This is a genomic window from Deinococcus aetherius, from assembly GCF_025997855.1.
GTDB classification, from domain to species: Bacteria; Deinococcota; Deinococci; order Deinococcales; family Deinococcaceae; genus Deinococcus; species Deinococcus aetherius.
Map to the genome: position 1 here is coordinate 2,224,147 of NZ_AP026560.1, position 20,489 is coordinate 2,244,635.

The following is a 20,489-nucleotide window of genomic DNA, read 5'->3' on the forward strand; positions in this document are numbered from 1 at the left end:
TGGAAGAGAGTCAGAGGGTCGGCGTCTCAGCCGCCCGTCGCCGGGGTCTCGCTGGGCTCGGAGGCCGCCTCCTCCGGCGCGGCGCCGAGCTTGGGCCGCTTGCTGCGCGCCTCGCGCCGGGTCTTGGGGTCGAGGCCGACGAGCAGGAAGAAATTTTCCAGGGCATTCTCGCGGCCCTTGATGTCGGGGTGCTCGGCCTCGGGCGTGCCCGTCACGAAGGGCAGGCGTCGGTACAGGTCGAGGGCGTACAGGGTCACGTCGTCGGGCGCGTGCTCCCCGGCGTACGCGCTGAGGTCGACGTACACCTCGCGGCGGCTCTCCGCGTGGGTCAGGAAGGCCTCGGGGTGGGGCGTCTCGGGCGCACGCAGCATGTCCTGGCGGGCAATCCGGCGGTAATGCTTGAGGCCCTGCAGGAGCTGGTCGGTGGTCATCTGTTCTTTCATGACTCCTCCGGCGAGAAAGGGGCGAATCGGCCTGCGCTGCTGGCGCTGAGTATAGGCTGGGCGGCTGCCACGACCCGCGCCGACACCTTCCGCATCCACCCTGGGCTGTAAGATTAGAAACGTGAGTTCAGTAACCTGCATCGGGACACGTTCGGCCCCGTCAGGAGCGAGTGCTTGGGGAGAAGGGCCAAGATGAGTCCTCCTTTGAGAAAACTGAGATAGTGTCGGGTTTCTCGCGTTTCTGACGCGGTGATCAGACAGTATAAAAGCCGTATAGGCGCATAAATAAACCCGTTTCGCCCAAGAATGAAGGGCAAATAAAATAAAGCTGGGTTAAACTCGGCCGGTCGATGAATGCGTTGCGTACCCTCCTGATTGCCGGTGCCCTGACGAGCGGGGCCTCCCTCGCCGCCACGTACACGGTCAAGGCCGGTGACACGCTCTACAGCGTCGCCGAGAAATACGGGATGGAGCCCGTGCAGGTGATGCAGCTCAACGGGCTGCCCAGCCCCACCCTCCAGGTCGGTCAGAAGCTGGAGGTCGGCGGCGCGGAGGAGGCCTCTCCCGCCCCGACCGCCGCGCGCCCGGCCGGCCCCTCCGGGCAGACGAAGGCCCCAGCCCCCGCTCCTCAGGGCTCGGTCGCTCAGCGGCCCAGTGCCCAGGCGCCCGTTTCGGGAGGGGGCAACGCGTTCATCCGCACGGCGGCCACCCGCTTCCTGGGCATTCGCTACGCGCTGGGGGGCACGAGCGGGCGGGGCCTGGACTGCTCGGGCTTCACGATGCGGGTGTTCGGGCAACTCGGCATCCGGCTGCCGCGCACCGCCGCCGCCCAGTGGAAGATGGGGGCCAGCGTGAGCCGACGCGACCTGCGGGCGGGGGACCTCGTGTTTTTCAACACCACCGGGCAGCTCGCCAGCCACGTGGGCATCTACATCGGCAACGGCCTGATGGCGAACGCCAACAGCTTCAAGGGCCGCACCGTCATCGAGCCGCTTTTCGGCAACGCCTACTGGGCCAGGCGCTACGTCGGCGCCCGCCGCGTCCTGAGCTGAACCCCGCCGCCCGGCCGGGGCGTTTCGCCGTCGGGGCAACAAGGCGGAGGGGGAGCAGGATGATTCCCGCTCCCCCTTCCAGGCGGTCGTCTGCCGTTTACTGCCGGATGACCTGGGCGTCTTTCGGCAGCGCCTTGAGCCCCGAGACGGTCAGGCCGCTGTTCACCCGGTAGTTCGTGACGTTCAGGTCGGCGAGGACCCGGTTGCCGCTCCCGACGAGCTGCACGCGGGTGGGGCGCCAGCCCGCCTCGGTGATCCAGACGCGGGCGCGGTCGGTGCTGCCGGTGCCCTTGGGAGTCGCCTCCAGCTGGTAGACCTTCTTGCCCGCCACCGTGCTCGTGCCGAGCAGGCGCACGGTGTAGGTGTTCAGCAGCGTGGCGGCGTTCGTGAGCCCGGTGAAGTCCAGTCCACCCAGGCCTGTGTTCGCGGCGGCGGCCTTCGTGGGCGTGACGGTGACCTGATTGGTCAGGAAGAGGTACTGGCGAATCTCGTTCTTGTCCGCCACGACCACGTTGTCGGCGAGGGCGTCGGGGGCCGCGAATTGCAGCCGGGCGACGCCCTGGGTGGGGATGCTCTTGACCGTGAGGTCGATCTTCTGGGGGCCGCCTTCCAGGGTGGCGTTGCCGCTGAGGCGGAAGGTCACGTCCTTGGCGGCCTTCTGGGCGGCGTCCACGCGGTTCAGGATGTCCTGGGCAGTTTGCGCGCTCGCGCCCGGAAGGAGCGCGGCGAGGGTCAGGAGGGAGAGGGTTCGCTTCACGCCGGAAGTCTTCCACCCCCCCTCATGAGAAGGGCGGGCGGACGCTGACGGGGGGTTCACCGCCGCGCGGGCGCGCTCAGGGCTCCTCCCCCGGTTCCTCGGGCGGCCCGCCCAGCGGGAAGGAGTAGCCCACCCGGGCCCCGAAACCCGCCGAGCCGTCCGCGAACCGCCCGCCCCGCACGTCCACGCTGAGGGTGCCGCTTCCCGTGGGCACCCTCAGCTCCGTCCCCACACGCAGCGGCGCGCTCGCCGTCCGCCAGGGTTCGTAGGCGACGTACACCTGCGCGAGACTGCCCTCGCCGAGCAGGTCCGGGGCCCCCAGGCTGCCCGAGGCCCCCCAGGCGGCCGCTCCCCCCACCCCCGTTCCCGCCAGGGCGTCGAGGGCGAGCGTGACTCCTGACTCCGCGCTGTAGGTGACGCCGCCCGTCGCGCCGAGCACGTCCCGGCCCGCCCGCGCCCCCAGCCGCAGGGTGACGCTGCCGGTCCGCTCGGTGGCGGGCTTGGCCTCCGGGTCGTCCCCCTCGGCGGGGGGCAAGGCGCGGGTGAGGTCGTGCCGCCACTCCACCCCCGCCGCCACCTGGGGCTGGGCGCCGAACTCGCCCCCGGCGACGGCGATCAGGGTGCGGCTGACCCGGTAGCGGGCCGTCACGTCCGCGTTCCAGCCTCGCTCTCTGAGGTCGGTCGGGGCGAGGGTCCACGCGGCGAGAGGGTCCACCGCCGTCGCCCCCGCCGTGAAGAAGGCGCCCCCCGCGTTCAGGGCGACCGGGCCGAGGGTCGCGTTCACCCGGGAGGTCAGCCGCACGCCGCCCCCCCAGGTCACGGCGGCGTCGGCGGCTCCACTGACGGCCCCGACCAGAGGAAGGCCGAACCCCTGGGTGACCCCAACCTCCAGCGCCTGGTTCGACACCCCCGCCGAGAGCGTGCCCCGCCCCAGGGAAACGTCGCTCACGCCGAAGCGCACGAGGCCGTTGTCTCGTAAGGCTGCGCCTCCGCTGCGGTACGTCACGCCGAAGTCGAGGTTCAGAGCCTGCGCCCCCCCCGACAGCGCGGCGAGGGCCAGGGCCGTCGTCATCCGTGTCATGGGGGGCAGGGTAGCCCGTTTCGGGAGGTCAGACTTCGGCGCACGGAAGCGGGTAACGTGGCGCCCATGAGAACGCTTCTCCTCGCTTCCCTCCTCGTCCCCCTGCTGGGCGCCTGCGCTCCCCGACAGTCCGTCATCCAGGTCCCCACCTTCGAGGTCGAACAGGTCCGGCTGACCAGCCTCACGCTGCCGAGCGGGCCCAACCCCGCCGTCGCCAACCTCACCCTGCGGCTGCGGGTCGAGAACCCGAACCCCGTCCCCGTGCGCCTCGCCAACTTCGCGGCGCGGCTCCTGATCGACGGGGCGGACGTGGGCCGCCTGGACCTGCCCAACGTGAACCTGCCCGCGCGGGGCGGCACCGTCCAGAGCGCGAACCTGGGCCTCCCCGTCACCCTCCAGACCGCCGGGGCGTTCCTGAAGGTCGCCCGGGGACAGCAGACCGCCTACCGGGTGGACGGCACCTTCACCGCCGACCTGGGCGTGCTGGGGCGCCCGACCTTCGGGCCCTTCACGCTGGCGCAGGGGGTGTGGCAACAAGCGGCGATCCTGCCGTTCTGAGGGGAGCCGTCAGCCCTCAGCTTTCAGCCGTCAGCAAGGAGGCGGGCGACCCTTTACCCTGGGCCGCGTGACCCTCCCCGACTTTCCCGATCCTCAGCGTGCCTGGGCCTATCGCCCGACCTCTCCCCTGTCCGGCGACTCAGGGGAGCCGCTCGCGGGGCTCAGCTTCAGCGTCAAGGACCTGTACGGGGTGGCGGGGTGGCCGCTGAGGGCGAGCACGCACGCCCCCGTCCCCGATCCCGGCGAGAGCGTGCTCGTGCGGCGGCTCCTCGACCTGGGCGCCTCGGCGGTCGGCAAGACGCACCTGCACGAGATCGCCCTGGGAATCACGGGCATGAACGGTTTCGGGGGGACGACGCACCCCTTCGACCCGGAGCGGGTGCCGGGGGGCAGCAGCAGCGGCGCGGCGGTGAGCGTGGCGCTCGGGCAGGTCGATTTCGCGCTGGGAACCGACACGGGCGGCTCCATCCGCGTTCCGGCGGCGTGGTGCGGGGTGGCCGGGTACAAGGCGACGAAGGACCACCCGGCGTGGAGCACCGAGGGTGTGCTGCCGCTCTCGTGGACATGCGACCACGCCGGGCCGCTTGCCCGGGACGTGGGGACCATCGTGCGCGTCCACGAGGCGCTGACGGGGCGGGAGATCGCGCCCCAGGACTGGGCGGGCGTGAGGGTAGGGGTGTGGCTGCCGGAGGGCTGGGTGGACGACGCGGTGTGGGGGGCGGTTCGGGAGTTCGCCTCGGGCCTGGAGCGACTGGGCGCGACGCCTGAGGAGGCGGACTTCCCCGAAGTCCTCGACGCCTATTCCCCCATCGTGCTGAGCGAGGCGGCGCGGGTCCACAGCAAGGCCCTGGAACAGGACGATCCCGGCTTCACCCCCTTCACCCTCGGCCTGCTGCGGCAGGGACAGGCGCTCACCGAGGTGGAGGTGGAGGCGGCCCACGAGCGTCGTGCCGTGTACCGGGCCCAGTTGGACGCCCTCCTTACCCGCTGCGACGTGCTCCTTGCGCCCGCCGTGCCCACCTCGCCCCCCCTCATCGGGCAGGACGACGTGGACCTCCGGGAGGGCCGCGCCCCCCTGCGCCGCGCCGTATTGCGCCTGACCGCGCCCTTCAGCCTGCTGGGCGCCCCTACCGCCTCGCTGCCGAGCCGCGTGCCCTTCGCGGGCGTGCAGCTCGTCGGGCGCCACGGGGAGGACGACCGCCTGCTGGGCTTGGCGCTGACCCTGGAGGGCTAGGATGGCTGGCATGACGCGGGCGCGGGTGTTCCTGTTGGTGCTGCTCTCCCTCCTTCCCTTCGCGGGCGCGCAGGAGGCTCCACGAACGCTGACGTGGGGGCCGATGACGGTGACGGTCACGCCCCGCCCGCAAAACGCCTCCAACCCCGAGGCACAGGCCCGCGCGGTCGTGAGGCAGGGCGCCCGCACCGTGCTGGCCGTCACCGGCTGGGACGTGAAGGCGGAGTTCCAACCCCTGCGCCCCGGCGGAGAACCCGAACTGGTGCTCACCGCCTTCTCGGGCGGCGCGCACTGCTGCTTCACGACCTACGTGTTCACGCGGGACACGGGGCCGGTGGAGAACCTCGGCATCATCGACGGGGGGGACTACGGCCTGCGCTTCGCCGACCTGAACGGCGACGGCACACGGGAGATCATTCTGGGCAGCAACACCCTCGCCTACTACGACTGGAGCTTCGCCGAGAGCCCGTTCCTGCTGACCGTCTTTGGATGGGACGGCGTGCGCCTCGCCGACCGCACCCGCGCCTATCCCTACGTGCCCGCGCAGGAGGCGGCGCGGAACCTGCGCGAGTTGCTGAACGGGTTGAAAGCTCCCCCCACCGCCGACGACCCGAGCAACCTCAAGGCCCGCCTGGGCGGCTACTACGCGAACATGATCCTGGCCGGGCAGGGCACCCGGGCCGAGGCGGTCCTCGCGGCGCAGGTCTTCACGAAGTCCCCCGCCCTGCGCGACTGGTTCCGCCAGCACCGCACGGGGTTGATCAACGCGACGTACGCCCAGCCCGAGGGCCGCTTGCAGGTCGTGAACAGCGACAGGTATCCGCTCAGGCGACCCGGTGGACCCTGAGCCGCACCTTTCACCCTGTCAGACCCGCTTCATGGGCGGGCCATAATCTCCGGCATGTTCTCGCCAGTCCCGCTCCGTCTCCTGTCCGCCGCCGCCCTCCTGACCGCCCTGACCGGGTGCGCCCTCGGCGCGTACATCAGCCCGACCACGCCGCTGGAGCGCATGGTGGGCGGCACCTACGAGGGCATCGGCGTGGGGGGCACGGGCCGGGTGCCGTACCGACTCGTCCTGAGCGTGCAGGAGCGTGAGGGGAGGGCGAGCGGCGTGATGACGAATCTGGAAAGCCGCAAGGCCTACGCGGTGAGCGGCAAGTTCCAGCGAGTCGAGAATGGCGGCGGGATAGACGTGGGCCTGTTCGAGGAGGGCAACAAGTACCGGGGCACCCTGCGCGGCCGGATCACCGGGAACAGGTTCAGCGGCGTGCTGCGAACCGTCCTGCTGGGCCGCGAACTCCTGGGCTACAACGTGACGCTGGAGAAGCAGACCGGGGAGACGAGTCCCGCGCCGACTCCCGCCCTCCCGGCCCCCGTGACGCCCGTTCCCACCGTGCCCTGAGCCGGGGCGCTAGACTCTCCCCCGTTCGCGGGAGAGGTCCCCCAGGCCGCCCGCGAGAACAGAGGGGCCCCGGAATCCCTCCGTCAGGCCCGGGAGGCACGGCATGAAGGCACACCTGATCACCTACGGGTGTCAGATGAACGAATACGACACGCACCTCGTCGAGTCGCAGCTTGTGAGCTTCGGCGCCGATCTCGTCGGCAGCATCGACGAGGCCGATTTCGTCCTCGTCAACACCTGCGCGGTGCGTGGCAAGCCGGTGGACAAGGTGAGAAGCCTCCTCGGCGACCTGCGGAGGCAGAAGGCACAAAGGCCGCTCGTCGTCGGAATGATGGGGTGTCTCGCGCAGCTCGAAGAAGGCCAGCAGATCGCCCGCAAGTTCGAGGTGGACATTCTTCTCGGGCCAGGCAGCCTCCTCGACATCGGGAAGGCGCTGGAGAGCAATGAACGCTTCTGGGGCCTCCAGTTCAAGGATGAACTGCACGACCACATCCCCCCGCCGCCCGCCGGGAAGCTGCAGGCGCACCTCACGATCATGCGCGGCTGCGACCACCACTGCACCTACTGCATCGTGCCCACCACACGCGGGCCGCAGGTCAGCCGCCACCCCGACTCGATCCTGCGTGAACTCGACATGCAGCTTGCCGCCGGGGTGCAGGAGGTCACGCTGCTCGGGCAGAACGTGAACGCCTACGGGGTGGACCAGGGGGCGCGGCTGGCCGGGTATCCCAGTTTTGCCGACCTGCTGCGGCTGGTGGGCCGGAGCGGCGTGCGCCGGATCAAGTTCACGACGAGCCACCCCATGAACTTCACCGAGGACGTGGCCGCCGCGATGGCCGAGACGCCCGCCGTGTGCGAGTTCGTCCACCTGCCGGTGCAGAGCGGCTCCAGCCGGGTGCTGCGCCGTATGGCCCGCGAGTACACCCGCGAGAAGTACCTGGGGCACATCGCGGAGATCAAGCGGCACCTGCCGAACGTGGTCCTGGCGACCGACATCATCGTGGGCTTCCCCGGCGAGACGGAGGAGGATTTTCAGGAGACGCTGAGCCTCTACGACGAGGTCGGGTACGACAGCGCGTACATGTTCATCTACTCCGCGCGCCCCGGCACCCCGAGTTACAGGCACTTCCAGGATTTGCCCCGCGAGGTGAAGACCGAACGCCTGCAACGCCTGATCGTGAAGCAGAAGGAGTGGAGCGCCCGCAAGAACGCTTTGAGGGTGGGCACCCTCCAGGAGGTGCTGCTGCGCGGCGACGCCCACGACTCCGGCTTCCTGGAGGGCCACACGCGGGGCAACCACCCCACCGTGGTACCCAAGGCCATCGGCGTGACGGGTGCGGGCATTCACCACGTCCGCATCGAGCACGCCACGCCGCACATGCTCTATGGCAGGCTGGTGGACGCGCAGGGCCGCGAGCTGCCCGAGCTGCCGCGCCTGAGCCCGGAGGCGGCGGGGCTGAGCAGCCCGCTCCAGATGGTGTAAAGCTCGAATCTGCGGACGAGAGGCCGGGAGGGCACACCACCCCGGCCTCCGTCTCATTTGTAATCCCCTCACGAATGCTCAAGGGCACATCACGCCCACGTCAGTTTCGCCCCGCACATTGAGAGGCATGAAGAAAATGCTGTTGGGAGCGGTCGGCTTGAGCGCATTGCTGGCAAGTTGCGGGACCGGAGTGGCGCCGGACGGGAGTGGTTCCGGCCGGGTGTCGGCGGTGCGGACGGAGTACCGCGTGGGCAGTGTGACGGGGCCCTTCGCCGCGTGTGACAACGTGAACAACGCGGTCGCCACCACGCAGGTCTCCGTGTACTTCAGCGTGTCGGGCAGTGTCCAAAACGTAAACGTAGGTCTTTACGGCAACAACAGCAGCCAGTACGACGCGAACTACAACACGACGGTCACGGGGGAGCAACTCTACACCGTCGATACGTCGGGGAACTACCGCCTGACCTTCAACGCGAACCCTGCGACCGGCGGCTTCCTTCCCCAATCCATCGTCGTCACGCCGACCCGCGCGAAGGTGAAGATCGTCAGCGTGGATCAGCAGGCGGCCGGCAGCTTCCACACCCGGTTGACCGTCAACACGGGGACGGCCACCTACAACTTCTCCAGCCGGAATATCGCGGGCGGCAATGTGCTGGTGTACCCCAACTGCACGGTGGTCTCCGTGACCGGCGAGGACGTGTAAGCTTCCGACCCTCAAGGAAAGAGGCCGCCCCACATCGGAGGCGGCCTCTCTTCTTTTCCCGACCTCAGCGTTCGCCCGTCTCCTGCGTCTCGCTCACCGCGCCGCTGCGCCCGCCGGTGTTCCCGCTGCCCGTCATCAGCAGGCCGAGTTGCGTTTCTGTAGCGGTGGCGGCGTCCACCTCGCCCACGACCCGGCCCTCGTACATCACGAGGATGCGGTCGGCGAGGTTCATGACTTCCCCCAGGTCGGCGCTGATCAGGAGGACGGCGAGGCCCTGGTCGCGCGCCTCGACGATGCGGGCGTGGATGAACTCGATGGCGCCGATGTCCACCCCGCGTGTGGGCTGCGAGGCGACCAGAATCTTGGGCCCCTTGCGCATCTCGCGGGCGACGATGAGCTTCTGCGCGTTGCCGCCGCTGTAGCGTCCTACCTGGAGGCTGGCGCTGCGCGGGCGCACGTCGTACCGCTCGCTGAGTTCGCGGGCGGTCTCGTTGATCACGTCGAGGTTGAGAAAGCCCAGCGGCCCGGCGAAAGGGGGGCGGTCGTGCTCGCCCAGGATGTAATTCTCGGCGGTCGTCATGTCGAGCACCAGCCCGCGCTCGTTTCGGTCTTCCGGGATGTGCGACACGCCGCTCTCCTCGACCTCGCGCACCCCCCGCGCGGGCTTGCCGAGGTAGGTGATCTCCCCGGAACTGACCGGCGTGAGCCCCGTGATCGCCTCCACGAGTTCGCTCTGGCCGTTGCCCTCCACCCCCGCGATGCCCACGATCTCGCCCGCCCGCACCTGGAAGGAGACGTTGTCCACCGCGTTGCCGTGCGGGCCCTTCACGGTCACACCGCGCACGTCGAGGGCGACCTGACCCGGCCGGGCGGGTGCTTTCTGCACCTTGAGGCTCACCTCGCGGCCCACCATCATGCGGGCGAGGGTCTCGGTGGTCGCGCCCTGCGCGGGGATGGTGCCGATCATCTTGCCGTCGCGGATCACGCTGATGGTGTCGCTGATGTGCAGCACCTCGTGGAGCTTGTGGCTGATGAAGATGACGGCGTTGCCGCTCGCCGCGTACTGGTTTTTCAGGAAGTCGAACAGCTCGTCCGTCTCGCTGGGCGTGAGGACGGCGGTGGGCTCGTCGAGGATCAGGATGCGCGCCCCCCGGTAGAGCGTCTTGAGGATCTCGACCTTCTGCTGGAGGCCGACGGGGAGGTCGCCGACGAGGGCGTCGGGCCGCAGGTCGAAGTTGAACTGCTTGATGAGTTCGGCGACCCGCCGCCGCGCCCGCCCGTAGTCGATGGAGGTGCCAGCCGTCGGTTCAGCCCCCAGGATCACGTTCTCGGTGACGCTGAGGGTGTCCACCAGCATGAAGTGCTGGAAGACCATGCCGATGCCGCGCGCGATGGCCTGGGAGGGGTCGGTGAAGTTCACCACCTCGCCGTCCACGACGATCTCGCCCGAGGTGGGGGGCTGGGCGCCGTAGACGATCTTCATCAGGGTGCTCTTGCCCGCGCCGTTCTCGCCGCACAGGGCGTGCACAGAGCCCCACCTCACCGCCATGCTGATGTCGTCGTTGGCGAGGACCAGGGGAAAGCGTTTGGTGATGCCGCGCAACTCCAGCGCGTACTCGGAATTGTGCCGCACCTCGTGAAGCACCTCAGGAGTCTGGACGGTCATGCCCCCAGTGTAGACCCCACATCTTTCGGCCCCACCAAACGAGGGAAGCGTCACAATACTCGGCATGGAATCCTTCTGGCTGGCCGTCACGAACCTGGGGCGCGACGAGGTCTTCATCGTGGCGCTCGCGCTGTACACCTGGCTGGTGAACCCGCGCGGGGGCCGCGACCTCGGCGTCGCCTTCGCCCTCTCGTACCTCGTCAACACGGCGGTCAAGTTCGGCTTCGACCTGGGCCGCCCCTTCACGAACGACCCCGGCCTGGCGAGCGAGGCGGCGCGGCGGACGGCAGGCGGTCCCGGACTCCCCAGCGGCCACGCGCAGATGGCGGCGACCCTCTGGGGCGGGATCGCGGCGCAGGTGGGGCGGAGGGGGATGTGGATTCTCGCCCTCGTCCTGATCGCGCTGATCGCCTATTCGCGCATCGCGCTGAACGTCCACTACCCCATCGACGTGATTGTCGGCCTGCTGCTGGGGGCGGTGTTCGCGGCACTCGCCTTCCGGGGGCACTTCCCTCAGGAGGGGGCGCTGCGGTGGCTCATTCCCCTGATCCTCCTCGCGCTCGCCGCCTTCCTGCCCGCCGGGACGCCGCGCGAGTACGGCACGTCCCTGGGCCTGCTCGCCGGGTTCTGGTTCGTGCGGCCCACCTTCGCCCCCCCGCGCGACGCGGCCGGGCGGGTGATCGTCGGCGTCGTCGGCCTCCTGATCGTCTTCGCCGTGTTCTTCGGGCTGGGGGCGCTGCCGCAGGCGGTCAAGGACATCGGCCTCGTGCGGGCGCTGCGGTACGCCCTCCTGGTGGTCGTCGCGGTGGAGGGGGTGCCCAGGCTGCTGCGGCGCTGGCTGCCGGGGACGTAAGCGCCCGAGCTTCGCGCGGTGGACGGGGAACAGTCCATCCGCCGCTTTTTCCGCCCACCTCCTCCCCTTACCCTGGCCCCATGACGCCTTTCGGGAGGCTGGACGCGGTGGTCGTGGGGGCCGGGCCGAACGGACTCGCGGCGGCGGTCACGCTCGCGCGGGCGGGGCTGCGGGTGCGGGTCTTGGAGCGGCACCCGGGGGTGGGCGGCGGGCTGAGCAGCGCGCCGCTCACCCTGCCGGGCTTCGTTCACGACGTGGGGAGCGCGATTCACCCGCTGGGCTACGCCTCGCCCGCCTTCCGGGACTGGCCTCTGCACGCCTTCGGGCTGGAGTGGGTGTGGCCGGACGCTCCTTCCGGCCACGTCATGCCCGACGGCACGGGCGTGGTCGTGGAGCGCGATCTAGCGGGGGCGGCGGCGGGCTTCGGGCGGGACGCGGGGACGTGGCGGGCGCTGTTCGGGCCATTGGTGACGGGGTGGGAAGGCTTGCTGGACGACGTTCTTCGCCCCCTGCCCCGCCTGCCCCGGCACCCCTTCACGCTCGCCCGCTTCGGATTGCGGGGCGTGCCCCCCTCGACGCTGACGGCGCGGCTCTTTCAAACCCCGGAGGCGCGGGCGGCGTGGGCGGGGTTGGCGGCACACGTCAATCTCCCGCTCTCGACTCCGGGCACCGGGGCGGCGGCCCTGCTCCTCGGCACGCTCGCGCACGCGGTCGGGTGGCCGTTCCCACGCGGGGGCGCGCGGAGTCTCGCGGACGCTCTGGCCTCTTATCTCCGCTTCCTGGGGGGCGAGATCGAGACGGGGGTGGAGGTGCGCTCGGTGCGCGACATACCGCCCGCCCGCGCCGTCCTGGTGGACTCCAGCCCCGGCGTGCTGCTCGGACTGCTGGGGGACCGGGCTACGCCGACCTACCGCGCCTGGGTGCGCCGTTACCGCTACGGGCCCGGCATCCTGAAACTCGACTACGCCCTGAGCGGCCCTGTCCCCTGGCGTGATCCGGCGCTGGCGCGGGCGGGCACCGTGCATCTGGGCGGCACGCTGGAGGACATCGCCCAGGCCGAGGCGAGCGTGGCGCGGGGCGAGGCACCGGAACGGCCCTACATTCTCGCCGCGCAGCACACCCTGTTCGACCCCACCCGGGCGCCCGCCGGGTGTCACACCTTCTGGGCCTACGCGCACACGCCGCCGGGCACGCCCGACAGCTACGCGGAGACGGTCGAGGCGCAGATCGAGCGGGCGGCGCCGGGGTTCCGGGACCTGATCCTGGCCCGGACGTTGACCAACGCGCGGCAACTGGAGGCCTTCAGCCCAGTCTACCGGGGCGGCGACGTGAACGGCGGGCGGGGGGACCTGTGGGGGTTGCTCGCCCGGCCCGTGCCTACCCCGACCCCCTACCGCACGCCCGCGCCCGGGGTGTACCTGTGCAGCAGTTCCACGCCCCCGGGCGGCGGCATCCACGGCATGCCCGGGTACTGGGCGGCGCGGGCGGCGCTTTCGGACGTGTTCGGGCGGTAGGGGGTCAGTCCCCCACGAAGACCTGCCGCTCGTACTCGCCGGGGGCGCTGGCGGGCGGCAGGCCCTCCTCGACCCGCTCACGCAGGCGTTTCAGGACCAGGGCCACGGTCGGCCCCTCGCCGTAGAGCCGCACGGCGTCGTCGGTCAGCAGGATTTCGAAACCGCGCTCCCCCGGGCCCGTCACCCGGAAGACGCGCCCCTGCGCCTCGCCGAAGGCGCGGACCTCGACCTCCCCCGGAAAGTCCGCGTGCTCGATCTGCGCCTGAAGGTCCATCCCGTCATTGTGCCCCGGCTTGGGTAGTCTCCCCCTCCCGGAGTTGCCCCGGCGTGACGGGCTGTTGCAGGAGCCGTGCGAAGCCCGGCGTGCCCTCGCGCTCCAGCACCCCCTCGACGAGGTCGCTGCCCACGCTGTAGGTGAAGATGTACGCCCGGAAGGTGGGCTGCGAGATGAAGCGCAGGCTCTGGCGGGCCCGCCCCTCGCTCGCCGGGCTGTAGCGCCGCAGGAAGTCCAGCACCTCGGCCTCGGGCGCCCCGTCCTCGTACAGCATCAGGGCGGCGGTGCCGCTGACGCCCTCCAGGTCCTCACGGGCGCGGCTCGCGGCCAGGAAGGCGGCCACATCCCGGGGGTCGAGGCCCGCCACCCCGGCGAGTTCGCCCGTCAGCCACCCCTCTAGCTCCCCCCGGGTCATCAGGGCGCGCAGGGCGTTCGTGGCGATGCCCTCGCTGACGACACACTCGGGGGCGGCGAGGAGTTGAACGGAGTGTTCCAGCCAGCCGCGCTCCCGCACGAGCCGCGCCTCCTTCGTCGCGTGCTCGGTGTGGTGGCCGGGGTAGCCCTCGTGGGCGAGCAGGTCGGGCAGGTTCGGGAGCAGGACGGGGAGGTCGGTGTTGATGTCGATGCGGCTTCTCAGGTTCCCCAGCGGCCAGTTGTACCCCGACCACGGCCTGTCCTGGACGAGCCCGATGGTGAAGTTCTCGCCCTCGGGGAGGCCGAAGCGTTCGCGCGTCCGGTCGCGGAGTTGCGCCAGGATGGGCCCGGCCACCCGCAGGATGTCGTCCCTGGGGATCGCCACCCGGGAACGCAACGCCTCCTCTCGCTCGACCAGGGAACCCGTGCCGGGCAGGGCGGCGTCCAATGCCGAGAGGGCCTTTTCCAGGTCCTCCACCCTCGCCCGCCTCGGCTCGATGTCGTACAGCCCGCGCACCTCGTCCGCGTAGGGCAGCGCCTCGCCCGCGATCAGGCGCGTCATGGTGTCCATAGCCCGCGCCTGCACGCCCAGGAAGGCCCGGCGCGCGTCGTCCTCCACCTCCGCCACCCCTTCGAGGAGGGCCCCAGCGTCGGCGCGCAGTTCGGCGGGGTCGCGCCGCGTCCGGTCGGCCCATTCCTGCGGGCCCCCGTAACCGTCCACGAAGCCTTCCATGTGCGCGTCGATGGCGTGGGCGAGACGGATATAACGTTCGGCGATGTCCATAGGGGGAGGATAAGGCCCCGGCGGAAGGGCGGCGGCGCGGCCGGGCCGGAAGCCGACGGCCTTCCGTTTGCCCCGCCCCCACCCCGCTATCCTCCCCGGGTGACCCTCTTCGACCCGCCCGCCCCCCTGGCCGAACGCCTGCGCCCCCGCACGCTCGCCGAGGTGGTGGGGCAGCGGCACCTGCTGGGGCCGGGGAGACCCCTCACCCGACTGCTGGAATCCGGGCGGCTGGGCTCGCTGATCCTGTGGGGGCCGCCGGGGGTGGGCAAGACGACGCTGGCGCGGCTGGTGGCGGGCGAGGTCGGCGCACACTTCATCCCCCTCTCGGCGGTGACGGCGGGCGTGAAGGACGTGCGCGAGGCGGTGGTGGAGGCCGAGCGGCTGCGGGGCCGGGGGCAGCGCACGATCCTCTTCCTGGACGAGATTCACCGTTTCAACAAGGCGCAGCAGGACGCCCTGCTCCCCCACGTCGAGTCGGGTCTCCTGACGCTCATCGGCGCAACGACCGAGAACCCGAGCTTCGAGGTCAACCCGGCCCTGCGCTCCCGGGCACGGACGCTGGTGCTCGAAGCCCTCACGCAGGAGGACGTCCGCGCTCTCCTCGACCGGGCGCTGACGGACCCGCGCGGGCTGCCGGGGGTGGGCGCCGAGCCGGGGGCCCTCGACCTGATCGCCCGGCTGGCGGACGGCGACGCGCGGCGGGCGCTGAGCACGCTGGAGATCGCCTCGACCCTGGCCGACCCCGTGAACGAGGACGCCGTGCGGGAGGCCTTCGGGCGTCACCTCCCGGCGATGGACAAGAACGGGGAGGACTTCTACAACCTGATCTCGGCGCTGCACAAGTCGGTACGCGGCTCGCATGTGGACGCTTCTCTGTACTGGCTCGCGCGCATGATCGAGGGCGGGGCGGACACGATGTACGTCGCCCGCCGGATCGTCCGCATGGCCGCCGAGGACATCGGGCTCGCCGACCCCCAAGCGCTGCGGCTGGCCGTCGCCGCCCGTGACACGGCGGAGTTCCTGGGGAGCCCGGAGGGAGACCTCGCCCTCGCGCAGGCGGTCGTGTACCTCGCCCTGGCCCCCAAGAGCAACAGCGTGTACGTGGCCTGGAATAAGGTCCGGGAAGCCGTGCGCGAGGGCAAGACGTTGCCCGTGCCCCTGCACCTTCGCAACGCGCCGACCGCCCTGATGAGACAGCAGGGGTACGGCACCGGGTACGCCTACTACTTCGACGACCCGGAGGGCAGCTTCGCCCAGAACTACCTCCCCGACGGCGTGCGCCTGGACCTCTACGAGCCCACGGGCGAGGGCTGGGAGGCGCGGGTGGCCGAGCGGTGGCGGAGGCTGCGGGAGGCGCACGGGGAGGGGGAGGAGGGGGCGTAAAGCGCGCACGGACGGTTGAGGACGCGAGCATCACGGGGAAGTGCGCCTGCGACAGAGCCCCGGAGATGAGGGCAAGGCTCCCGTTCTCCTCAGGCGCCGCCACCTGGAGGCATTCGACGCCCTCTTCTTTTAAGTCTCTGCCTCGGTGGTGCTCCAGGAGTGCATGTTTCCAAATAGTCAGCTTCTACACCGCCTGATTCCTCGGTGACCCAGCGATGGACGGTGGCTGAACTCTTGCCCGAGTGCTTCGGGGGGCGTGTCTCCCCGTCCCAAGCGCGGCCTCTTTCCCGTTCAACCCTCCTCTTCCTCGGTCCATGAGACTCCTCTGACGGCAGGAGGAGGCAGGCTTCACATTCAAAGGCGACTGTACGGGGAGATACGCACCACGACCATTTCCTCTTTTACGCTGGGCGACAACGAAAGAAGGGCGAAGGTCGGATGCTGACAAAGCCGTTCTAGTAAATGGAAGTGCTGGCTTTCATGACGGCGTGTTCCCTTCTCTCGTGCCGGAGTACAAGGAGGAATAAGTGAGGAAGCATGTGATGTTGACGGGGGCCGCCCTTCTTCTGTCGGGGTCTGCCATAGCGGGTGGCGGAGGCAATGTGCCGACCGGGAACACCATTGCGGCGGTCGTGTCGAACGATCCCAATTTCAGCACCCTGCTCTCGGCGGTGCAGGCGGCGGGGCTCACGCAGACCCTGTCGGGAAGCGGGCCATTCACGGTCTTCGCGCCCACGAACGCGGCCTTCGCCAAGGTGCCGCAGGACCAGCTTCAGGCCCTCCTGAACGACCCGGCGCGGCTCCGGGCCGTCCTGCTCTACCACGTCGTGCCCGGGCGGGTCACCTCGGCGCAGGTCGCGGGCCTGAGCAGCGCCCGGACGGTGCAGGGCGGCACGCTCAACGTCAGCGCGAGCGGCGGCACGGTGCGGATCAACGACGCGACCGTGACCCAGGCCGACGTGCCCGCGAGCAACGGCGTGATCCACGTCATCGACACGGTGCTGCTGCCGCCGAGCTAGCGCCGGGAGAGAGGTGAAGCGAGGGGGAGACAGGTGCGCCCTGCCTGTTTCCCCCTTCGTGCTGGGGAGAAGCATGAACAGGAGGCCGAACCCGTGACCAGAACCGCCCGCCGGGGCCCGTTCCCCTTCGGACTCACGCTGCGGCTTCTGCTGCTGGGTGGCGTCGTGGGCGCCGTGGGGTCGGCAGGCCTCGCCCCGGCGACGAGCCGCCCGCCACGCCCGGCCCCTCCCCTGCCCTTCACCCTCCAGGTCAGCGCCCCCGAGCCCCTCCTGCGGGGCGGGAAGGTCGAGCGGCCCCTCATCCAGGGGAAGTACGTCCTGACCCTCACCCCCGAGCAGGCCCGGCAGGCTCGGGAGGGGGAGTCGGTGGAGCCCCTGGGGGCCGCACTGGAGGCCGTCTACGCGAAGATCAACGCCCGCGAGCCGCGCGACGCGGTATTCCGCAACGTGGGCGGCATCTGGACCGCCCAGGCGCAGACCGGGTGGACGGTCCAGCGCGACGTGACGGAGCGGGCGCTGCTGGGCGCCCTGCGGGAAGGGCGGCGCACGGCCCAGGTCGAGGTCGGCCTCACCCCTCCCGCGAGGAGCGTGCGGACGCTGCGGGAGCGGGGAGTCGTCGCCCATCTCGCGGCGGGCGAGTCGAGCTTCGCGGGCAGCCCGGACTTCCGGATCCACAACATCCGGGTCGGGGGAGGCAGGCTGCACGGGGGGTGGGTGGAGCCGGGCGCCGTCTTCGACTTCAATGCCCGCACCGGGCCCATCAACCGGGAGCGCGGCTTCGTGCCGGGGTACGTGATCGCGGGGGGCACCCTCGCGCTGGAGGACGGCGGCGGCATCTGCCAGGTGAGCACGACCGTCTTCCGCGCCGCGTATCTGGCGGGGCTCCCTATCGTCGAGCGGCACGCGCACTCCCATCAGGTCGCCTACTACGACCCCGTGGGGTTCGAGGCGACCGTGTACGCGCCGAGCAAGAACCTGCGCTTTCGCAACGACACGGGCAGGCCCCTGCTGGTGCAGGTCTCGTGGAACCTGAAACGGCAGACCCTGCGCGTGGACCTGTTCGGCGGGCCCCCCGACCGGCAGGTCCGGCTCTCGGAACCCCGCGTCAGCGCCCGCCGGGCGGCCCTCCCGCCGACCTTCCTGGCCGATCCAAAGCTCGCCCCCGGCGAGACGCGGCGGGTGGACATGCCCGCCTCCGGGATGAGGGTGGAGCTTGCCCGTCAGGTGCGGATGAAGGATGGACGGATTCTGACCGACCGCCTGCTCAGCCGCTACCGGCCCTGGGGCGGTGTCTTCGCCGTCCACCCGACGGACGACCGCTTGCGGTAGGTCAGCCCAGCGCCGCGTTCAACTCGTCCCGCAGCCGCCGCGCCGCCTCCCGGCTCGCCGTTACGTCCAGCCCGTCCGCGTACCCCACCGCCCGGCTCGCGCTCGCCAGCGCCCCCGTTCCCCCGGGGTGGAAGGCCGGGGCGAGTTCGGCGGCGGCCCCGCCCTGCGCGCCCAACCCGGGCAGCAGCAGCAGGGCGCGGGGCATCAAGGCTCGGAAGGCGGCGAGGTCGCGCGGATGGGTCGCGCCGACGACCGCCCCCACGCCCGCGTATTCCCCCTCCTCCCCGGCCCCCAGGCGGGCGACCTCGGCGGCCACGCGCTCGCTGACGCCCCCACCCTGGAGGTCCGCTTGATCGGGATTGCTCGTCTTCACGAGGACGAAGACCGCGCCGCCGTTCGCCCGGGCCGCCTCCACGAATGGGGTCAGCGTCCCGAAGCCCAGGAAGGGATTAACGGTCAGCGCGTCCCCGGCGTGAGGGCCGCTCAGCCACCCCTGCGCGTAGGCCTGTGCCGTCGAGCCGATGTCCCCCCGCTTGCCGTCGAGGATCACGGGCAGGCCGAGCAACCGCGCCGCCGCGCAGACCTCCTCCAACAGCGCGAAGCCGGGCAGGCCCAGCGCCTCGAAAAAGGCGAGTTGCGGCTTGACGCAGGCGGCGAAGGGAGCGGTCACCTCCAGCACGTCGAGCGTGTGCGCCCGCAGGTGAGCCGCGTCCCGGTACGCGCCGGGGCGGGGGTCGAGGCCCACGCACAGCCGGGTCTGGAGGCGGCGGGTGCGCTCGGTGAGGGCGGCGGCGAAGGTCATCGGGGAAGAAAGCTATCAGCTCTCAGCCCTCAGCCGGGGTGAGGCCAACACGTCCCGCGCGGTCCTCACGAGGTGGGCGTTGTCCCGCGCGGGCGTGCCGTCCGGGAGGGTCAGGGTGTCCTCCAGGCCGATGCGGGTGTCGAGTCCCCGGCGGGCGGCCTCGTGGAGGAGGGGCCACACACTCACCCCCGTGCCGTGCAGCAGGCGGGGCAGCGTGACTTCGGCCTCGTCGAGCAGGGCGAGGATGGCGGCAGCCTCCGTCGACGCCTCCTGCGGCTCCCGGTCCATCACCTCCACCAGGACCCGCAGCGCCCGGTCGCGGGAGGGCCAGCCGAGGAAGGCACGGGTCGCCGCCACGGTCCAGAGCCCAGCCTCCACGCCCACACCCAACTCCAGCAACGTCTCCGCGAAGGGAACGGCATGTGGCTCGTGCCAGTTCACCGATACAAAGTCGGGGCGCACCGTCCAGGCACGGGCGGCGGAGAGTTGCCCCTCCACGTCCGGCAGAATCCAGAAGCCGCTGGAAGTGCCGACGGGGATGCCGGGGCAGGCGGCACGGACGGCGTTCAGGGCAGCGGCCACGACCCCCGCCTCCAGCGACTCGCGGCCCCCCTCGTCGCGCGGGTGCAGGTGCAACGCCCCGGCTCCCGCCGCCACCGCCTCCCGCGCCGAGTCCGCGAGCTCGTCCGGGGTGACGGGCAGGGTCGGGTGGCTTCCCACGGGACGACCCCCGTTCAGGCAGGCTTTCAGGAGCATGATGTCAGCCTACCGGCAGCCGCCGCCCGTTACCCTCCCCCCATGACCTTTTCCATCGTGGGCCGCGACCCCGCCACGGGCGACCTGGGCGTGGCGGTGGCGAGCAAGTTCCTGGCGGTCGGCGCCCTCGTCCCCTTCGCGCGCTCGGGCGTAGGTGCGGTGGCGACCCAGAGCTACGTGAACCCCAACTTCGGGCCGGACGGGTTGCGGCTCCTCGCCGAGGGGCTGGGCCCGGAGGAGGTCGCCGCGCGCTTCCAGGCCGAGGACGCCGACATCGCCCAGCGGCAGTTCGGGATCGTGGGGGCGGACGGGCGGAGCGTCACCTACAGCGGCGCGGGCTGCCACGCCTGGGCGGGCGGCTTCACCGGGACGGACGTGGCGATCCAGGGCAACATCCTGGTCGGGCCGGAGGTCGTGGACGCGATGGTCGCGGGGTGGGAGGCGGGCGCCGGGCAGCCCCTCCCCCGCCGATTGCTCGGGGCGCTGCGGGCCGGGGACGCGGCGGGCGGCGACCGCAGGGGGAGACAATCGGCGGCCCTGCTGTGCGTCGGGCCGGGGCGCGGCTACGGCGGCCTCACCGACGACTGGGTGAACCTGCGCGCGGACGACCACCCCGACCCCTGCGCCGAACTCGAACGCCTGCTCGGAATCTACGACCTCCTCTTCGGACGCCCCGAGACGACCGTGGAACTCGACGAGGACGGGCGGCGCTGGCTGCGGGCCCTCCTGATCCGCCAGGACTACGCCAGTTCCCTTCCCGGAGGCGAGTGGGACCCCGACACCGAGGCTGCCGTCTGGGCCCTCTTCGGCACCGAGAATCTGGAGGAACGCTGGGTGCCGGGGGGAAGGTTCGACCCGGTGGCGCTGGAGTACCTGCGGGAACGGTTCGGGGAGTGAGGGGAGCACTCAGCCGTCAGCGGTCAGCTCTCAGGAAAGGGGGCTCCTGCTGACGGCTGAAAGCTGAGAGCTGATAGCTTTTCCC

The 20,489-nt window shown here is 71.1% G+C and carries 21 protein-coding genes; 13 read left to right on the forward strand and 8 right to left on the reverse strand.

All coding sequences use genetic code 11. The features are described 5' to 3' along the window. Positions 1-26: 26 nt before the first annotated feature. Positions 27-443, reverse strand: coding sequence for a hypothetical protein (locus tag DAETH_RS11245; RefSeq protein WP_264774981.1), 417 nt, complete (start codon positions 441-443; stop codon positions 27-29). Positions 444-793: 350 nt separating this feature from the next. On the opposite strand from DAETH_RS11245, the gene DAETH_RS11250 reads away from it, so the two are divergent. After that, on the forward strand, positions 794-1,495 hold the full coding sequence (locus DAETH_RS11250) for a C40 family peptidase (protein ID WP_264774982.1): 702 nt from the start codon (positions 794-796) through the stop codon (positions 1,493-1,495). A gap of 97 nt (positions 1,496-1,592) precedes the next feature. Here the strand turns inward: DAETH_RS11250 and DAETH_RS11255 are convergent, their stop codons facing one another. Together DAETH_RS11255 and DAETH_RS11260 are read right to left on the reverse strand one after the other, a co-directional pair. Continuing rightward, positions 1,593-2,252, reverse strand: a complete 660-nt coding sequence (locus DAETH_RS11255; RefSeq protein ID WP_264774983.1) for an outer membrane lipoprotein carrier protein LolA — start codon at positions 2,250-2,252, stop codon at positions 1,593-1,595. Between the two features lie 76 nt (positions 2,253-2,328). Further along, the gene (locus tag DAETH_RS11260; protein WP_264774984.1) at positions 2,329-3,333 is read right to left on the reverse strand and encodes a hypothetical protein; all 1,005 of its coding nucleotides are present in this window, start codon (positions 3,331-3,333) and stop codon (positions 2,329-2,331) included. Between the two features lie 66 nt (positions 3,334-3,399). Between DAETH_RS11260 and DAETH_RS11265 the strand changes: the two genes are divergently transcribed. The 6 genes from DAETH_RS11265 to DAETH_RS11290 all read left to right on the forward strand — a co-directional run bounded on the left by DAETH_RS11265 (position 3,400) and on the right by DAETH_RS11290 (position 8,713). Then, a complete protein-coding gene (locus DAETH_RS11265; protein ID WP_264774985.1) occupies positions 3,400-3,891 on the forward strand; it encodes an NDR1/HIN1-like protein in 492 nt (163 codons plus the stop codon). 67 nt (positions 3,892-3,958) lie between these two features. After that, a complete protein-coding gene (locus DAETH_RS11270; RefSeq protein WP_264774986.1) occupies positions 3,959-5,125 on the forward strand; it encodes an amidase in 1,167 nt (388 codons plus the stop codon). Between the two features lies 1 nt (position 5,126). Next, positions 5,127-5,972: a hypothetical protein gene (locus DAETH_RS11275; protein ID WP_264774987.1), complete on the forward strand. Its 846-nt coding sequence runs from the start codon at positions 5,127-5,129 to the stop codon at positions 5,970-5,972. Between the two features lie 54 nt (positions 5,973-6,026). Continuing rightward, the gene (locus DAETH_RS11280) at positions 6,027-6,527 is read left to right on the forward strand and encodes a hypothetical protein (RefSeq protein WP_264774988.1); all 501 of its coding nucleotides are present in this window, start codon (positions 6,027-6,029) and stop codon (positions 6,525-6,527) included. Between the two features lie 103 nt (positions 6,528-6,630). After that, positions 6,631-8,010 carry a tRNA (N6-isopentenyl adenosine(37)-C2)-methylthiotransferase MiaB gene (gene miaB, locus DAETH_RS11285; protein ID WP_264774989.1) on the forward strand — a complete coding sequence of 460 codons (1,380 nt, stop codon included), beginning with the start codon at positions 6,631-6,633 and terminating at the stop codon, positions 8,008-8,010. A gap of 127 nt (positions 8,011-8,137) precedes the next feature. Continuing rightward, positions 8,138-8,713, forward strand: a complete 576-nt coding sequence (locus tag DAETH_RS11290; protein WP_264774990.1) for a hypothetical protein — start codon at positions 8,138-8,140, stop codon at positions 8,711-8,713. Between the two features lie 64 nt (positions 8,714-8,777). Here the strand turns inward: DAETH_RS11290 and DAETH_RS11295 are convergent, their stop codons facing one another. Beyond that, positions 8,778-10,379 carry an ABC transporter ATP-binding protein gene (locus DAETH_RS11295; protein WP_264774991.1) on the reverse strand — a complete coding sequence of 534 codons (1,602 nt, stop codon included), beginning with the start codon at positions 10,377-10,379 and terminating at the stop codon, positions 8,778-8,780. A gap of 64 nt (positions 10,380-10,443) precedes the next feature. Here DAETH_RS11295 and DAETH_RS11300 point away from each other — a divergent pair, with 64 nt between their 5' ends. Both DAETH_RS11300 and DAETH_RS11305 read left to right on the forward strand, forming a co-directional pair. Then, positions 10,444-11,232 carry a phosphatase PAP2 family protein gene (locus DAETH_RS11300; RefSeq protein WP_264774992.1) on the forward strand — a complete coding sequence of 263 codons (789 nt, stop codon included), beginning with the start codon at positions 10,444-10,446 and terminating at the stop codon, positions 11,230-11,232. 80 nt (positions 11,233-11,312) lie between these two features. Further along, positions 11,313-12,746: a phytoene desaturase family protein gene (locus tag DAETH_RS11305; RefSeq protein ID WP_264774993.1), complete on the forward strand. Its 1,434-nt coding sequence runs from the start codon at positions 11,313-11,315 to the stop codon at positions 12,744-12,746. 4 nt (positions 12,747-12,750) lie between these two features. Here the strand turns inward: DAETH_RS11305 and DAETH_RS11310 are convergent, their stop codons facing one another. Together DAETH_RS11310 and DAETH_RS11315 are read right to left on the reverse strand one after the other, a co-directional pair. Then, the gene (locus tag DAETH_RS11310) at positions 12,751-13,020 is read right to left on the reverse strand and encodes a hypothetical protein (RefSeq protein ID WP_264774994.1); all 270 of its coding nucleotides are present in this window, start codon (positions 13,018-13,020) and stop codon (positions 12,751-12,753) included. Between the two features lie 4 nt (positions 13,021-13,024). Then, on the reverse strand, positions 13,025-14,218 hold the full coding sequence (locus DAETH_RS11315; protein WP_264774995.1) for a DUF885 domain-containing protein: 1,194 nt from the start codon (positions 14,216-14,218) through the stop codon (positions 13,025-13,027). A gap of 99 nt (positions 14,219-14,317) precedes the next feature. Here DAETH_RS11315 and DAETH_RS11320 point away from each other — a divergent pair, with 99 nt between their 5' ends. The 3 genes from DAETH_RS11320 (at position 14,318) to DAETH_RS11330 (ending at position 17,949) form a co-directional block, all read left to right on the forward strand. After that, positions 14,318-15,601 (forward strand): replication-associated recombination protein A, encoded by a 1,284-nt coding sequence (locus tag DAETH_RS11320; RefSeq protein WP_264774996.1) that lies wholly within the window; start codon positions 14,318-14,320, stop codon positions 15,599-15,601. Positions 15,602-16,203: 602 nt separating this feature from the next. Continuing rightward, positions 16,204-16,620, forward strand: a complete 417-nt coding sequence (locus tag DAETH_RS11325) for a fasciclin domain-containing protein (RefSeq protein ID WP_264774997.1) — start codon at positions 16,204-16,206, stop codon at positions 16,618-16,620. A 93-nt stretch (positions 16,621-16,713) separates the two neighbouring features. After that, positions 16,714-17,949, forward strand: coding sequence for a VanW family protein (locus DAETH_RS11330; RefSeq protein WP_264774998.1), 1,236 nt, complete (start codon positions 16,714-16,716; stop codon positions 17,947-17,949). A gap of 1 nt (position 17,950) precedes the next feature. Here DAETH_RS11330 and pyrF read toward each other — a convergent pair whose 3' ends face one another. Beyond that, the gene (gene pyrF / locus DAETH_RS11335) at positions 17,951-18,751 is read right to left on the reverse strand and encodes an orotidine-5'-phosphate decarboxylase (RefSeq protein ID WP_264774999.1); all 801 of its coding nucleotides are present in this window, start codon (positions 18,749-18,751) and stop codon (positions 17,951-17,953) included. A 15-nt stretch (positions 18,752-18,766) separates the two neighbouring features. Beyond that, entirely contained in the window at positions 18,767-19,507 is a 741-nt protein-coding gene (locus tag DAETH_RS11340) for a 3-keto-5-aminohexanoate cleavage protein (protein WP_264775000.1), read from the reverse strand. 42 nt (positions 19,508-19,549) lie between these two features. On the opposite strand from DAETH_RS11340, the gene DAETH_RS11345 reads away from it, so the two are divergent. Continuing rightward, positions 19,550-20,404 (forward strand): DUF1028 domain-containing protein, encoded by an 855-nt coding sequence (locus DAETH_RS11345; protein WP_264775001.1) that lies wholly within the window; start codon positions 19,550-19,552, stop codon positions 20,402-20,404. Positions 20,405-20,489: the final 85 nt, after the last annotated feature.